This window comes from Thauera mechernichensis (assembly GCF_029588855.1).
Classification (GTDB): Bacteria; Pseudomonadota; Gammaproteobacteria; order Burkholderiales; family Rhodocyclaceae; genus Thauera; species Thauera mechernichensis.
Genome location: NZ_JARQZE010000002.1, coordinates 94,892 through 109,243, shown reverse-complemented (window position 1 = coordinate 109,243; position 14,352 = coordinate 94,892). Strand labels below are relative to the sequence as shown.

The 14,352-nt window shown below is 66.8% G+C and carries 16 protein-coding genes; 10 read left to right on the top strand and 6 right to left on the bottom strand.

Translation table 11 applies throughout. From position 1 onward, the window contains the following. Window positions 1–122: 122 nt before the first annotated feature. From P7F68_RS03385 to purM, 5 genes are all read right to left on the bottom strand, one after another. Entirely contained in the window at window positions 123–548 is a 426-nt protein-coding gene (locus P7F68_RS03385) for a VOC family protein (RefSeq protein WP_002923681.1), read from the bottom strand. A gap of 10 nt (window positions 549–558) precedes the next feature. Then, entirely contained in the window at window positions 559–816 is a 258-nt protein-coding gene (locus P7F68_RS03380) for a hypothetical protein (RefSeq protein WP_002935830.1), read from the bottom strand. Between the two features lie 61 nt (window positions 817–877). Further along, window positions 878–1,354: a hypothetical protein gene (locus P7F68_RS03375; protein ID WP_277830731.1), complete on the bottom strand. Its 477-nt coding sequence runs from the start codon at window positions 1,352–1,354 to the stop codon at window positions 878–880. 543 nt (window positions 1,355–1,897) lie between these two features. Next, the gene (locus P7F68_RS03370) at window positions 1,898–2,257 is read right to left on the bottom strand and encodes a DUF2784 domain-containing protein (RefSeq protein WP_277830729.1); all 360 of its coding nucleotides are present in this window, start codon (window positions 2,255–2,257) and stop codon (window positions 1,898–1,900) included. A gap of 86 nt (window positions 2,258–2,343) precedes the next feature. After that, window positions 2,344–3,402, bottom strand: a complete 1,059-nt coding sequence (gene purM, locus P7F68_RS03365) for a phosphoribosylformylglycinamidine cyclo-ligase (RefSeq protein ID WP_002923667.1) — start codon at window positions 3,400–3,402, stop codon at window positions 2,344–2,346. 141 nt (window positions 3,403–3,543) lie between these two features. Between purM and P7F68_RS03360 the strand changes: the two genes are divergently transcribed. From P7F68_RS03360 to P7F68_RS03315, 10 genes are all read left to right on the top strand, one after another. After that, entirely contained in the window at window positions 3,544–4,650 is a 1,107-nt protein-coding gene (locus P7F68_RS03360) for an AI-2E family transporter (RefSeq protein WP_002935842.1), read from the top strand. Then, on the top strand, window positions 4,647–5,339 hold the full coding sequence (gene hda, locus P7F68_RS03355) for a DnaA regulatory inactivator Hda (protein ID WP_277830724.1): 693 nt from the start codon (window positions 4,647–4,649) through the stop codon (window positions 5,337–5,339). The genes P7F68_RS03360 and hda overlap by 4 nt, the downstream gene beginning before the upstream one ends. 58 nt (window positions 5,340–5,397) lie before the next feature. Continuing rightward, entirely contained in the window at window positions 5,398–6,060 is a 663-nt protein-coding gene (locus P7F68_RS03350) for a histidinol-phosphatase (RefSeq protein ID WP_002935851.1), read from the top strand. An 83-nt stretch (window positions 6,061–6,143) separates the two neighbouring features. Next, on the top strand, window positions 6,144–7,502 hold the full coding sequence (pcnB, locus tag P7F68_RS03345; RefSeq protein ID WP_002935853.1) for a polynucleotide adenylyltransferase PcnB: 1,359 nt from the start codon (window positions 6,144–6,146) through the stop codon (window positions 7,500–7,502). Window positions 7,503–7,509: 7 nt separating this feature from the next. Then, a complete protein-coding gene (gene folK, locus P7F68_RS03340) occupies window positions 7,510–7,995 on the top strand; it encodes a 2-amino-4-hydroxy-6-hydroxymethyldihydropteridine diphosphokinase (RefSeq protein ID WP_002935855.1) in 486 nt (161 codons plus the stop codon). A gap of 80 nt (window positions 7,996–8,075) precedes the next feature. Then, window positions 8,076–8,459, top strand: a complete 384-nt coding sequence (locus tag P7F68_RS03335) for a DMT family protein (RefSeq protein WP_037983894.1) — start codon at window positions 8,076–8,078, stop codon at window positions 8,457–8,459. A gap of 14 nt (window positions 8,460–8,473) precedes the next feature. Further along, entirely contained in the window at window positions 8,474–9,112 is a 639-nt protein-coding gene (locus P7F68_RS03330) for a deoxynucleoside kinase (protein WP_002935859.1), read from the top strand. Window positions 9,113–9,221: 109 nt separating this feature from the next. Then, on the top strand, window positions 9,222–10,037 hold the full coding sequence (gene panB / locus P7F68_RS03325; RefSeq protein WP_002923649.1) for a 3-methyl-2-oxobutanoate hydroxymethyltransferase: 816 nt from the start codon (window positions 9,222–9,224) through the stop codon (window positions 10,035–10,037). 59 nt (window positions 10,038–10,096) lie between these two features. Then, window positions 10,097–10,924, top strand: coding sequence for a pantoate--beta-alanine ligase (gene panC, locus P7F68_RS03320; protein ID WP_002923645.1), 828 nt, complete (start codon window positions 10,097–10,099; stop codon window positions 10,922–10,924). A 114-nt stretch (window positions 10,925–11,038) separates the two neighbouring features. Beyond that, complete coding sequence (locus P7F68_RS03315; RefSeq protein WP_002923644.1) at window positions 11,039–11,485, top strand: CBS domain-containing protein; 447 nt, start codon at window positions 11,039–11,041, stop codon at window positions 11,483–11,485. 97 nt (window positions 11,486–11,582) lie between these two features. Here the strand turns inward: P7F68_RS03315 and pepN are convergent, their stop codons facing one another. Next, on the bottom strand, window positions 11,583–14,258 hold the full coding sequence (pepN, locus tag P7F68_RS03310) for an aminopeptidase N (protein WP_277830714.1): 2,676 nt from the start codon (window positions 14,256–14,258) through the stop codon (window positions 11,583–11,585). Between the last annotated feature and the right edge of the window lie 94 nt (window positions 14,259–14,352).

Below are 14,352 nucleotides of genomic sequence, written 5' to 3'. Positions count from 1 at the left end.
GGGGATGCTACGCCGCCAACGGCGCCCGGCGCCATCTTGGCACCAGCCCAGAAGACGGACCGGCCTGTGCGCCATTGGTTTCCCGGCACGCAAGGGCCTCTCGGTGCCGCAACACAAAGTATTCAATCCTCGGGAAGCGGCCACTTCGGGTTCCAGGCCACTTCCCAGAGGTGACCATCGGGGTCCTGGAAGTAAGCGGCGTAGCCCCCCCAGAATGTGTCGCGCGCGGGTTGCGGAATGGGCGCACCGGCCGCCTTCGCCTGCGCCACCACGGCGTCGACCGCATCGCGACTGGCCACGTTGTGGCTGAGCAGGCACTCGGTGGAACTCCTCGCGCCGACTGTCACGCCCGCATCGTGGGCCAGGCTCGCGCGCTCAAAGAGCGCCAGCTTCAAGCCCGGCTGGAGGTCGAAAAAGACTACGGCGCCATGCTCGAACTCGGTGCCGACGATCCCCTTGGTCGGCCAGCCCAGGCCATCGCGGTAAAAGCGCAGCGCGCGCTCGAGCTCATCCACCCCGAGGGTGATCACCGTGACGCGCGGCTTCATGAGGCAGACCTCATCGACATTGCAGGTGGCCCGACTGTACATGTACAACGCACTGCATCGCACCGCACTGGCAGTTGCGCAAGGTGGACACGGCAGCGCCCGCGGCGCCGAGCTCGACACCGCGCGAGCACACGCAGTCGAGCGGCTCCAGGCTGGGCAGGCCCTGCGCCCGGCTTTCGGCGGCCGACGGCGCAGCGCTGAGCACGACGACCGACGCCGCGGTCGCAAGCACTGCGGCACCACTCATGAGCAAGGTCCGGATGTTCATGGTCTGATACTCCCTGATGTTGAGGGCTGGACTGGCGGACAGCGTAGCAGCAATCCCCGCCTCAGTCCTCGCCGCGGGCGCACGCCCACAGGAGCAGCGCCGCAAACACGAACAGCAGCGCCCACTTCAGGGACGAACATGCGGTCGACAACAGGTAGGTCAGCGGCGTATCGAATCGCGGCACCTCCGTGAGCCAGGCATGAAAGGCATTCTCCGCCGCATCGAAGGCAGCCGCCAGCGGCAGGCACATGCGCGCAAACGCCCTCCCCGCCCGCCCCAAGGGCTCGAACACACGGGTACGCGTGGCGAGCAGCCAACCGAACGCCGCGTAGGACAGCAGCAAGACATGATCGACGACGAGATGGCGGCGGTAACGTTCAAGATCCTCGGGCGGCCAAAGGTGAATGATCTCGCCGAACGTGCGCGGCAACCAGGCGAACTGCAGTGCCAGGACACCCGGGCTGAGCGGCCAGAGGTAAACCGTGATGGCGGCAGACAGGACCAGCGCAAGCAGACCGCTCATCCAGACCCATCTCATCGAGCTAGCGCCTCCCCGGGGCGTCATGCGACATCCTCCGCGCTCGGCAGGTCGCACGCACCCCGCATCACTTCGATCACATCGCCCGATACGCTCAGCATCCCGCCCTCTCGCTGCAGATCCGCGGCCGAGTCTAACCGACGACACCGCAACGTGCAGGGCAAGGGGTTGGCTACCCGGGCGTCTGGCCGGCATCTTTCCGGAGACGAACATCCTGCTCGTCTATCCAGCCATACCGCGTGACGAGCGTGGCGACGACCTCGCCCTGGGGGCGGGCGCGCAAACGGTGATCGATGTCAGCGATTCGAACCGGAGAGTAAGCATCTGAACGCCCCGCCCCTCGGTAGGAGCGGCGCAAGCCGCGAGGGGTTGAAGGCGACCACGCCGGATGACCGCTCAAAAAAGCTCGCGGCTGGCGCCGCTCCTACAGGAGAGCTGCGCAGCGTTTGTTCCCGCCGTAGGAGCGGCGCAAGCCGCGAGGGGTTGAAGGCGGATATGCATCTATCTGCTGAGGGCGGCCGACGCTGCACCTGGCCGACCGGATCAATGCCGCCGCCTCAGCACGAAGGCATAGATGAGCACATTGGCAACGATCACGACGCCTGCGAGCACAACCTGGATCTGCGGCGTCAACCCGGGCGGGTAGATCAGCGCCAGCAGGTAGTGCTCGATGAAGCCGGCCGCGTAGCCCGCTTGACCGGCCTTCGCGCGCAAGAGATTTTCCAGCGGCGTGAGCGGGCAGATACCCCCGCTCAGCTCGATGAACACGCCCCAGGCCACGGCCGGCAGGTGCAGAAGCGGCGCCCACCGCCAGCGCAGCGTAAACAGCCCGCCCAACACCACGAACAGGATGAAGCCGAGGTGCAGTACCAGCACGCCGTCGGCCGCCACGCGGTAGATCACGGTCGAGCCTCCTCAGGCATCCTGCCCGGCACACGGCGCCCGCCGGAGTGCCATGCGCCGGCCCGCCGCCGCCGCCGCTGTCGACCTCAGCCGACGATGGTCTGCGCCTCTCCAGCCTTGCGCGCATCGATGCGGCCGATCCGGTACACCGCCTCGCCCGCCGCCTTGAGCGCAGCCTCGGCCGCATCCGCATCCGCCGCTGCAACGACGACCGCCATGCCGATGCCGCAGTTGAACACGCGGTACATCTCCTGCATGTCGACGTTGCCTTCCTTCTGCAGCCACTGGAACAGCGGCGGCAGCGTCCAGCTCGCGGCGTCGATGCGGGCGGTGAGCTCGTCGCGCAGGATGCGCGGCACGTTCTCGGTGATGCCACCGCCGGTGATGTGGGCCATGCCCTTCACCACACCGGGTTGCGCCTGCATCAGCGCCAGTAGCGGCTTGACGTAGATGCGGGTCGGCTCCATCACCACGTCGCGCAGCTTGCGGCCGTGGAAGTCGGCGTCGAGGTCGGGCTGGGCGACGTCGATGATCTTGCGGATCAGCGAGTAGCCATTGGAGTGCGCGCCGCTCGAGGCGAGGCCGAGAACCACGTCGCCCGGTACGATCCTGCTGCCGTCGATGATGTCGGCCTTCTCCACCGCGCCAACGGCAAAGCCGGCGAGGTCGTACTCGCCGGCCGGGTACATGCCCGGCATCTCGGCGGTCTCGCCGCCAATCAGCGCGCAACCGGCCAGCTCGCAGCCCTGGGCGATGCCCTTGACCACGTCGGCGGCAGTGTCTACGTCGAGCTTGCCGCAGGCGAAGTAGTCGAGGAAGAACAGCGGCTCGGCACCCTGCACCAGGATGTCGTTGACGCTCATTGCCACCAGATCCTGGCCAACGGTGTCATGCTTGTCGAGCTGGAAGGCGAGCTTGAGCTTGGTGCCGACGCCGTCGGTGCCCGACACCAGCACCGGCTCCTTGTACTTCTTCGACAGTTCGAACAGTGCGCCGAAACCGCCGATGCCGCCCAGCACCTCGGGACGCATGGTGCGCTTGGCGAAAGGCTTGATGCGGTCGACCAGGGCGTCGCCGGCTTCGATGTCCACACCGGCGTCGCGGTAGGAAAGGGAGGCTTGATTGGGAGAGGTGGGTGCGCTCAAGGTCGGTCCTCTGGGCTCGCAAGAAATGCAGGGCGGGGCCACCCGGCGGCGCACTCAACTTGAGGCCGCCACGCCAAGTGGCTACATTTACGGGTTCCGCGGGCGGCTGACGCCCGCGCCAAGTCCGCGATTTTACTTGAAATGAACACTGCCCGCGCCGATCGCCTGCAAACCCGCGTCTGGATGGCGACCGGTATCGCACTGGTCGGCCTGTTCTGGCTGCTCGGCCCGATCCTGACGCCCTTCGTGATTGCCGCGGTGTTCGCCTACATCTGCGACCCGGCCGTCAATTGGATGGTCGCGCGCCGCGTGCCACGCGCGCTCGCCGTGCTGCTGGTGATCATCGGCCTCGGCCTGCTACTGGTGGCCCTGGCCTTGATCCTGCTGCCAATGGTGTATCGCGAAGGCGTACTGCTGGTGCGCCGCCTGCCCGAGCTGATCGAGCTCTTCAATGCCGAGGTCGCCCCCCTGCTGCAGGCCCGGCTGGGCGCAGAGATCAAGCTCGATGCCGAGCAGTTCCGCAAGCTCCTGACCGACCACTGGGACAGTGCGCAGGACCTGCTGCCGATCATGCTCGGGCACCTCAAGACCGGGGGCATGGCGGTGATCGCCTTCGTCGCCAACCTGTTCCTGATTCCGCTGGTAATGTTCTATCTGCTGCAGGAGTGGCCGCGCATCCTTGCCGAACTGCAGCGCATCGTGCCGCGGCCGATGCTCGAGCGCACGCTGCGCATCATCGGCGACATCGATTCGGTGATGTCCGAGTTCCTGCGCGGCCAGCTCTCGGTGATGCTGCTGCTCGCGGTCTTCTACAGCGTCGGGCTGTGGCTGGCCGGACTCAAGTTCGCCCTGCCGGTGGGCGTGCTCACCGGCCTGCTGGTGTTCATCCCCTTCGTCGGTTTTGGTGGCGGCCTGTTGCTGGCGATCATGGCCGCGCTACTGCAGGGCGAGGGCATCACGCCGCTGCTCGGGGTTGCCGTGGTGTACAGCCTCGGCCAGCTGCTCGAGAGCTTCCTGCTCACCCCCTACCTGGTCGGCGAGCGCATCGGCCTGCACCCGCTGGCGGTTATCTTTGCGCTCATGGCGTTCGGCCAGCTGTTCGGCTTTGTCGGCGTGCTGGTGGCGCTGCCAGTGAGTGCAGCATTGCTGGTGGGTCTGCGCGAGATACGAGGTGCCTGGTACGCCAGCCCGGTTTACCTGGGCCGCGACGGTGCTACGCCACCTACCGCTGACGAGGGCGAAAAATGAAACAGCTCGTCCTCGACATCCGCCCTGACACGCCACCGACCCTGGAGAATTTCGTCGCCGGCACCAATGCCGAGCTGGTCGCAACCGTGTCGCTGCTCGCCAGCCTGGGTACGGCGCGGCAGCTGCCGGTGCGCCATGTCTACCTCTGGGGCGCGCCCGGCAGCGGACGCAGTCATCTTCTGCGCGCAGCGGCGGCCCTCGCGCGCGAAAGCGGCCGCCCCGCTCACCTGTTCACCGCTGCCGACATCGACGACAACCTGCCCGAAACGCCCGACGCCATGGTGGCGGTGGACGATGTAGACCAATTGGGCGCCGAGGCCCAGATCGCGCTCTTCAACGCCTTCAACCGTGCCCGCGGCAACGGCCAGTCGCTGCTGCTCGCCGGTCCGTCAGCCCCGCTCGGCCTGAACTTGCGCGAGGACCTGCGCACCCGCGTCGGCCAGTGCCTGATCTACGAGGTACAGCCGCTCGACGACGATTCGCGCGCAGGCATCCTTGGCACGCTCGCCGAGCGGCGCGGCCTGCGTCTGTCGGACGAAGTGATCGACTTCCTGCTGCGCCATGGCCGCCGCGACCTCGCCAGCCTGCGCACCGTGCTCGATGCGCTCGACGCCGCCTCGCTCGAACGCAAGCGTCCGATCACCCTGCCCCTGCTGCGCGAGATGATGCAGCACGGGCTCGAGATCTGAGCCCTCTCACGCACTCAGCCCCTCACCAATACGACCTACCAGCCAACGGAGCACCGCCTTGAACCTCGCCCTCTTCGACCTCGACAACACCCTGCTTGCCGGCGACTCGGATTTTGCCTGGGCCCAGTTCCTGATCGGCAAGGGCGTCCTCGACCGCGAAGTCCAGGAAGCGAAGAACATCGAGTTCTACGAGCATTACAAGGCCGGCACGCTGGACATCTTTGCCTTCCTCGACTTCCAGCTCGCACCGCTGGCGCGCCACCCGCGCGCCCAGCTCGACACCTGGCATCGCGAGTTCATGGACGTCGTGATACGCCCGATGATCACGGCCAAGGCACGAACGCTGGCCCGCCAGCACATGGACGATGGCGCTCTGGTTGCGGTGGTGACCGCAACCAATGCCTTCGTCACCGGACCGATCGTGCGCGAGTTCGGCATCCCGCACCTGGTAGCGACGATCCCCGCCCAGGAGGGCGGCGCCTTCACCGGCAAGCCCCGCGGCACGCCGGCCTTCAAGGCCGGCAAGATCGAACGTGTCGAAGCCTGGCTGGAATCGCTCGGCCTGCACATGGGCAGCTTCGAGCACAGCTGGTTCTACAGCGACTCGCACAACGACCTGCCGCTGATGGGGCGCGTGTCCAACCCGGTCGCGGTCGATCCGGATGACACCTTGCGCGCCCATGCCACCGCGCAGGGCTGGCCGGTGATCTCGCTGCGCTGAATGCGCGGGCGGGGGAAGGCGCACCGCCGCAACGGGGCGATCGGTTATCATTGGCGGCTTATGCAAGCACGACGCCTTCCCCAATGATCCGCAAGCTGCTGCGCAAGGTCTTCAAGCGCCCGGCGCCCACCGTCCGCCACCAACCCGCCCGCATCCCGCTCGAACGCCACGGCATCCGGCGAGAGCAGCTGTCGCCTGCCGCGCGCAAGGTGTGCATGACACTGCAGGAGCAAGGCTATACGGCCTTCGTCGTTGGCGGCGCGGTGCGCGACCTGCTCATCGGCCAACCGCCGAAGGATTTCGATGTCGCCACCAGCGCCACCCCCGAACAGGTGCGCGCGGCTTTCCGGCGTTCGCGCATCATCGGCCGCCGCTTCAAGATCGTGCATGTGATGAGTGGGCCGGAGACCATCGAGGTCTCCACCTTTCGCGCCAGCCAGGACGCCGAATCGGCCGAAACCGACGAACACGGCCGCGTGCTGCGCGACAACGTCTTCGGTAACCAGGAAGAAGACGCCACCCGCCGCGACTTCACGGTCAACGCCCTGTACTACGACCCGGGCACCGAGACCATCATCGACTACCACCACGGCGTTGCCGACATCGAACAGCGCACCCTGCGCATGATCGGCGACCCGCGCACACGCTACCGCGAAGACCCGGTTCGCATGCTGCGCGCCGTGCGCCTGGCCGCCAAGCTCGGTCTGACGATCGACCCTGCCGCGCGCCACCCCATCCGCGAGATGGGCGTGCTGCTCGAGAACGTCCCGGCGGCGCGGCTCTTCGACGAAATGCTCAAGCTGCTGTTCTCGGGCCACGCCGTCAAATGCCTGCAGCAGTTGCGCGAAGAAGGCCTGCACCACGGCCTGCTGCCCCTGCTCGACGTCATCCTCGAGCAGCCTATGGGCGAACGCTTCGTTTGGCTGTCGCTGCAGAACACCGACGAGCGCGTCCGCCAGGACAAGTCGGTGTCGCCCGGCTTCCTGTTCGCCACCCTGCTCTGGCATGAGGTCCTCGCCGCCTGGGAGCGCAGGAAGGTGGCAGGCGAGGCCGGCCAACCTGCACTGTTCGAGGCCATGGACGAAGTCCTCGACGCGCAAGCCGGCAAGCTGGCGATCACGCGCCGCATCGCGGGCGACATCAAGGACATCTGGGCGCTGCAGCCGCGCTTCGACAAGCGCAGCGGCAAGACGCCCTACCGCCTCATCGAGCAGCCGCGCTACCGCGCCGGATGGGACTTCCTGCGCCTGCGCGCGCAGGCGGGTGAGATCCCGATGGAGATCGTCGACTGGTGGAACGACTTCGCCCATGCCGGTCATGACGAGCGTGAGGCATTGCTGCGCCAGGCGCCTGCCGAAACCAGTCCGGCGAAGAAGAAGCGCCGCCGTCGGCGCAAGCCCGCGGGGGGCGGCGAGGCCGGCACGGCGCCGGAAGGCGCCTGAACGCCTCATGAGCCCCCCGGTACGCGCGTTCGTCGCCTTCGGCGCAAACCTCGGCGACCCTGTCGCCGCTTTTGCACTTGCCCTACAGCGCCTGGACGCGTTGCCATCAACGCAGGTCCTGGCCCGCTCCGCGCTGTACCGCAGCGCACCGGTCGGGGTGGTAGGCCAGCCCGACTACATCAACGCGGTCATCGAACTGTCCACCAGCCTCGAAGCACGCGTCCTGCTCGAAGCCTTGCTGATGATCGAGCGCGAGGGCGGACGCACGCGCGATTTTCACATGGCACCGCGAACGATGGATCTCGACCTGCTGCTGCATGGCGAGGCGATCATCGACGAGCCCGACCTGCAAGTCCCGCATCCGCGCATGCATCTGCGCGCGTTCACGCTCGTGCCGCTCGCCGAGATTGCGCCGGGCCTGCACATTCCGCGCCGCGGCGCGGTCAGCGACCTGCTCGCGGGCGTTGCCGACCAGGCCATCAGCCGCCACTGAACAGCCGCCGCCACCGCAGCAGCACGCCCCCCACCCCGCCCAAGAAATACCGACGCACCACTGCGCCTTCCGAGGTTCCCATGCCTGTCTGGCTCCAGTCCGCTACATCGGCCGCAACCGCTAGCCCGGTATGGTTGCAGACCGCCCTGCTGCTCACCGCCTCCAACGTGTTCATGACCTTCGCCTGGTACGGACACCTCAAGAACATGCAGAGCAAGGCGTGGTACGTAGCCGCTCTCGTGAGCTGGGGCATCGCACTGTTCGAGTACCTGCTGCAGGTGCCGGCAAACAGGATCGGTGCAACCACATTGAGCCTCGCGCAGCTCAAGATCATGCAGGAGGTGATCACGCTGCTCGTGTTCATCCCCTTCGTCGTGCTGTACATGAAACAGCCGCTCAAGCTTGACTATCTATGGGCGGCGCTGTGTATGCTCGGTGCCGTCTATTTCATCTTTCGCAGCTGACGAAGGCGCCCCGCATGCTCGACAAAGCCCGCTACATCGTCGTCGAAGGCCCTATCGGCGCCGGCAAGACCTCTCTCGCCCGTCGTCTGGCCGAACGCCTTCAGGCCGAAACCCTGCTCGAGCAGGCCGAACACAACCCCTTCCTCGGGCGCTTCTACCAGAACGCGGAGCGCTGGGCGCTGGCGACGCAGGTGTCCTTCCTGTTCCAGCGCCTGGACCAGCTCGCCGCACTCGGCCCGGTCGACGGCGACCGCCGCGTGGTGTCGGACTTCCTGCTCGACAAGGACCGCCTGTTTGCAGAGCAGAACCTGGGGGCGGACGAACTCGCGCTCTACCAGCGCGTGCACGACAGCGTGCAGCAGGTCGAACCGCCCCGGCCCGACCTCGTGATCTATCTGCAGGCGCGCCCGGACACCCTGATGGAGCGCGTCCGCAAGCGCGGACTGGACGCCGAGCGTCGCATCACCGAGCTCTACCTCGAGCAGGTCGCCAACCGCTACACGCGCTACTTCTACCAGTACGACGCAGCACCGCTGTTCATCGTCGACGCTGGCGTCCTCAACCCGGTCGACAAGGACGAGGATTTCGAGCTCCTGCTCGAACGCCTGCGCGAGATGCGGGGCTATCGCGAGTTCTTCGGCTACGCGGGCTGAGCCCCTTGCCCGGGCCCGGATTCGCCACCGGACACCCAGCCGGCGCAGCGTCACACTTGTGCAATGCACCACTTTGGTGAAAACTCCGGGCTCCCTTCAGGAGTGACCCATGAGCTACCTCCAGGACCAGAAACCCGTCAGTCTGTTCGAACTTGGCAAGATGCGCGCCGAAGGCCGCAAGATCGCCATGCTCACCTGTTATGACGCAAGCTTTGCCGCTCTGCTCGGCCGCGCCGGCGTCGACAGCATCCTCATCGGCGACTCGCTCGGCAACGTGCTGCAAGGCCAGAAATCCACGCTGCCGGTCACACTCGAGCAGATGGCCTACCACACCGAGTGCGTGGCGCGTGCCAATGCCCGCCCGTTCATCGTCACAGACATGCCCTTCGGCAGCTATCACGAGAACCGCGAGCAAGCCATGCGCAACGCCGCACGCCTGATGGCGGCCGGTGCCCAGATGGTGAAACTCGAGGGTGGCGAGTTCATGGCCGACACGATCCGCTTCCTGGTCGAGCGCGGCGTACCCGTCTGCGCCCACATCGGCCTCACCCCGCAGGCAGTACACCAGCTTGGCGGCTATCGCGTACAGGGTCGCAGCGAGGAAGGCGCGGCGCGGCTCAAGGCCGACGCCCTCGCCCTCGAGCAGGCCGGCGCGGCGCTGATGGTGATGGAGATGGTGCCCGCCGAGCTTGCCAGCACGATCACGCGCAGTCTGAGCAGTATGGCCACCATCGGCATCGGCGCGGGGGCAGGCTGCGATGGCCAGGTGCTGGTGCTGCACGACATGCTCGGCGTATTCCACGGCAAGACCGCACGCTTTGTGCGCAACTTCATGGACGGCGCGACCAGCATCGAGGACGCCGTGGCGCGCTACGCCGCCGCCGTCAAGGACGGCAGCTTCCCGGCCGCCGAACACTGCTACTGAACGGCCGGTTCGCCGGCCTCGCCCCCTTTCCAGCACACCCTACGCAAGACCAGGACGCAATGCAGATCCACCACACCATCGAGAGCCTGCGCAGCGCGCGCGCGCAGGCAGGCCGAGTGGCCTTCGTGCCGACCATGGGCAACCTGCACGAGGGCCATATTGCGCTGATGCGACAGGCCCGCGCGCACGCCGACTGTGTGATTGCGAGCATCTTCGTCAACCGCCTGCAGTTCGGCGCCGGCGAGGACTTCGACCACTACCCGCGCACCTTTGCCGCCGACTGCGAGAAGCTCGAAGCGGCCGGCGTGGCGCACCTGTTTGCGCCCGACGAGCAGGTCATGTACCCGCAGCCCCAGCGCTACCATGTGGAACCCGCGCCGGCACAGGTCTCCATCCTGGAGGGCGAATTCCGCCCGGGCCATTTCCGTGGCGTGGCGACCGTGGTGATGAAGCTGCTCAACATCGTGCAGCCCGACGTCGCCCTGTTCGGCAAGAAGGACTACCAGCAACTGATGGTGTTGAGCAACATGGTGCGCGAGATGGCGATGCCGGTCGAGGTGTTGCCGGGAGACACGGTGCGCGCCGACGACGGCCTTGCGCTGTCCTCGCGCAATGGCTACCTGAGCGCCGAAGAACGCCGCCGCGCGCCCCTGCTCCACCGCCTGCTGTGCCGCATCCGCGACGCGGTGCGCAGCGGCGACCATGACCTGCTCAAACTCGAGACCGAGGCCATGGCAGAACTCGAGGCCGCTGGCTGGCAACCGGACTACATCGCGGTGCGCCGGCGTGCCGACCTGCAACCGCCGGTGCACCTGGACGATGCACTCGTCGTCCTCGCAGCCGCGCGTCTGGGCAAGACACGGCTGATCGACAACCTGGAGATCTGACGCCCGTCAGGGTTCCTCCGGCCTTGCGTCCATGCCCAGTTATGGTTAAAAACGGGGTACAAGAACACCGCGCACCTGCGGCCTGCACATAAACAAGGATGGGGGATTGAAAAGATGGCGACGAGCGTAAGACAGATCCTGGAACAAAAGGGCGCAACCTTTCATGCGGTGCGGCCCACCGATTCGGTCTTCGATGCCCTCTCCCTGATGGCGCAATTCGACGTTGGCTCGGTGCTGGTCATCGACAACGATCGCCTGGTCGGAATCTTCACCGAGCGTGACTACGCCCGCAAGGTCGTACTCAAGGGCCTGATGTCGCGCGACGTGAAGGTGGGCGACCTGATGACGGCAAACCCGCACACCGTCTCGCTCAGTCACCAGGTGGACGAGGTGATGTCGATCATGACCGAACGCCGCTTCCGTCACCTCCCCGTGGTCGAGGAAGGCAAGGTGCTCGGCATCGTGACGATCGGCGACATGGTCAAGTCCATCGTCAGTCACCAGAAAGAGACGATCAAGCATCTCGAGAGCTACATCGCCGGCGACCTCGCCGCCGAGTGAGAGCGCTCGAGCGGGTTTGATACCCCGCTGAACGCAACCAGCAAGACGCCGGACATCGTCCGGCGTCTTGCTTTGCACCCTGGTGTTGCAAGCAGACCTACTGCTGCAGCGCCTTGCCGACGATCTCCGCCACGTCAGGCGACAGCCCCGGGCTTGCAAGCACACGCTCGAGCTGAGGCCGGATACGCGCCTGCAGCGCAGGCGCATAATGGCGCCAGTTCTCGAGCGCACGCGCCATACGCGCGGCGACCTGCGGATTGCGCGCATCGAGCGCGATCACCTGGTCGGCCCAGAAGGCATAACCGCTACCGTCGGCGAGGTGGAATTCACCCGGGTTTGCACGGAAGTAGGTGCCGAGCAGGGCATAGACCTTGTTCGGATTGGCGAGACTGAACGCAGGATCGCTCAGCAGTACCCTGACCCGATCCAGCGCCGGCTCCCCGCCCTCTTCCCAACGCCATGCGCCGGCCTGCAGTGCGAACCACTTGTCGAGCACCAGCGCGTCATTGCGATAGCGCGCATGGAAGGCAAGCAGCGCCGCGCCGCGTGCCGGGCTGCTGCTCTGCACCAGCGCCGCGAGCGCGCCAAAGCGCTCGGTCATGTTGGTCGCCGCCGCGAAGCGCGCCTCGGCGAGCGCCAGGCCACTCGGCTGCCCACCCGCGCACAGGTAGCGCAAGGCCAGGTTGACCAGCGCACGCTTGCCAGCGTCACCGGGGTGGTAACGATAAGGGCCGCTCACCTGCATGCCATCGACCACTCGCAGCCAGTCGCCTGCGAGCTCGCGGCCAAGTGCTCCCATCACCGCGATCAGCGCCGTGCGCAGCGCCCCCGGATCAGCCGGGGACATGCGCTCGAGCAGATAGGGCTCGGCCGGCAGGGCGAGCGCCTGGGCGCGGAAGGCCGGATCGAGGCGCGTATCGGCAAGCAGCGCCCGGAAGGCATTGACGAAGGCCTGCGGCAGGCCGGCACTGGCGCCGCCCGCCATCGCCAGGACGACGCGCTCGGCATAACGCTGGGCGGCATCCCAGCGGTTGAAGGGGTCGGCATCGTGCGCCATGCGGAAGGCCAGGCGGGCGTCGTCCTCATCGAGCTCGAGGATGACCGGCGCCGAGAAGCCGCGCAACAGCGAGGGCACCGGCTCTGCAGCAAGGCCGATGAAGCGGAACACCTGTGCTTCCTCGGTCAGCTTGAGCACCCGCGTCGTGGCGCCCGCCTGGGTCTCGCCTTCGAGTCGCAGCGGCAGGTCACGGCCGTCCGGACCGATCAGCCCGACCGCGACCGGGATCACCAGCGGCAGCTTGTCGGGCTGGCCAGGCGTCGCCGGGGTGTGCTGCGACAGGGTCAGGGCGTAGCAGCCATCGGCCGCGTTCCATGTCCCGCTCGCCTTCACCCGCGGGGTGCCGGCCTGGCTGTACCAGCGCATGAACTGATCGAGATCGAAGCCGTTGTTGGCCTCGGACATCACCTCCACGAAGTCGTCGCAGGTCACCGCCTGGCCGTCGAAATAGCTGAAGTAGAGATCCATGCCATTGCGAAAACCTTCCTGCCCGAGCAGGGTGTGCAGCATGCGGATGACCTCGGCACCCTTTTCGTACACGGTGGCGGTATAGAAGTTGTTGATCTCCTGGTAGCTGTCGGGGCGGATCGGATGCGCCATCGGGCCGCCATCCTCGGGGAACTGCGCCGCGCGCAGCACACGCACGTCGTCGATGCGCTTGACCGCGCGCGCCGAGGCCGCGCCCTCCGGCCCGGCAGCGCGCGCCAGCATGTCGGCCGAAAACTGCTGGTCTCGGAAGACGGTGAGACCTTCCTTGAGGGTGAGCTGGAACCAGTCGCGGCAGGTGACGCGGTTGCCCGTCCAGTTGTGGAAGTACTCGTGCGCAACGACGCTCTCGACGTTCTCGTAATCGACGTCGGTGGCGGTGTCCGGTTTGGCGAGGACGAACTTGGTGTTGAAGATGTTCAGCCCCTTGTTCTCCATCGCCCCCATGTTGAAGTCGGCCACGGCCACGATCATGAAGCGGTCGAGATCGAGCTCCAGGCCGAAGGTCTCCTCGTCCCAGCGCATCGAGTTCACCAGCGCCTCCATCGCATGCTCGCAACGGTCGAGGTTGCCCTCCTCCACCCACACCTGCAGCAGCACCTCACGGCCGGACAGCGTGCGCACCTTGCGCTCGAGCGCGACCAGCCTGGCCGCCACCAGCGCGAACAGGTAGGACGGCTTTGGAAAGGGGTCTTCCCACTTTGCGTAGTGACGCCCGTTGGGCAGCTCGCCCTGCCCCACCAGGTTGCCGTTCGACAGCAGCACCGGGCAAGCCTCGCGGTCGGCCTCCAGCGTCACCGTGTAGCGCGCCATCACATCCGGCCGGTCCGGGAACCAGGTGATGCGGCGAAAGCCCTCGGCCTCGCACTGGGTGAAGAAGCCGCCTGACGACAGATACAGGCCGGACAGCGTTGTATTGGCGCGCGGATCGACTCGCGTGCGCACTTCGACCATGACGGACTCGCCGGCGGCATCGATCTCGAGCAGCGCCCCCGTCTCGCGCAACGCCACCGGCTGCGCACCATCGACGGTCAGCTCGAGGCGCTCCATGGCCTCGCCCCAGAGGCGGATCGGCCCCGGCGCGGCATCAGGATTGCGCACGCAGCGCATGCGGTTGGTCACCACTGTCGCACCGGCATCGAGGGCGAAATGGAGGTCAACGGTGTCCACCGTCCACGAAAGCGGCTGGTAGTCGGCGCGCTGGATGGTCTGGGGCTGATCGTTCTGCATATTGTTCTCCGTGCAGCCAGGACTGCGGTCCGCAGGCTGGCGTTGGGGTCGGTTCCGGGGCGCTTGCCTGGCGCCGGACACCAGCGTCGAGCGG

What these genes read in the sequence shown, in the direction of transcription:
- P7F68_RS03315 (WP_002923644.1), top strand. Translation starts at nt 11,039, where the DNA reads ATGGCGACGAGCGTAAGACAGATCCTGGAACAAAAGGGCGCAACCTTT.
- folK (WP_002935855.1), top strand. Translation starts at nt 7,510, where the DNA reads ATGAGCCCCCCGGTACGCGCGTTCGTCGCCTTCGGCGCAAACCTCGGC.
- pcnB (WP_002935853.1), top strand. Translation starts at nt 6,144, where the DNA reads ATGATCCGCAAGCTGCTGCGCAAGGTCTTCAAGCGCCCGGCGCCCACC.
- pepN (WP_277830714.1), bottom strand. Translation starts at nt 14,258, where the DNA reads ATGCAGAACGATCAGCCCCAGACCATCCAGCGCGCCGACTACCAGCCG.
- P7F68_RS03335 (WP_037983894.1), top strand. Translation starts at nt 8,076, where the DNA reads ATGCCTGTCTGGCTCCAGTCCGCTACATCGGCCGCAACCGCTAGCCCG.
- P7F68_RS03375 (WP_277830731.1), bottom strand. Translation starts at nt 1,354, where the DNA reads ATGAGATGGGTCTGGATGAGCGGTCTGCTTGCGCTGGTCCTGTCTGCC.
- P7F68_RS03330 (WP_002935859.1), top strand. Translation starts at nt 8,474, where the DNA reads ATGCTCGACAAAGCCCGCTACATCGTCGTCGAAGGCCCTATCGGCGCC.
- panB (WP_002923649.1), top strand. Translation starts at nt 9,222, where the DNA reads ATGAGCTACCTCCAGGACCAGAAACCCGTCAGTCTGTTCGAACTTGGC.
- P7F68_RS03380 (WP_002935830.1), bottom strand. Translation starts at nt 816, where the DNA reads ATGAACATCCGGACCTTGCTCATGAGTGGTGCCGCAGTGCTTGCGACC.
- hda (WP_277830724.1), top strand. Translation starts at nt 4,647, where the DNA reads ATGAAACAGCTCGTCCTCGACATCCGCCCTGACACGCCACCGACCCTG.
- P7F68_RS03360 (WP_002935842.1), top strand. Translation starts at nt 3,544, where the DNA reads ATGAACACTGCCCGCGCCGATCGCCTGCAAACCCGCGTCTGGATGGCG.
- P7F68_RS03385 (WP_002923681.1), bottom strand. Translation starts at nt 548, where the DNA reads ATGAAGCCGCGCGTCACGGTGATCACCCTCGGGGTGGATGAGCTCGAG.
- panC (WP_002923645.1), top strand. Translation starts at nt 10,097, where the DNA reads ATGCAGATCCACCACACCATCGAGAGCCTGCGCAGCGCGCGCGCGCAG.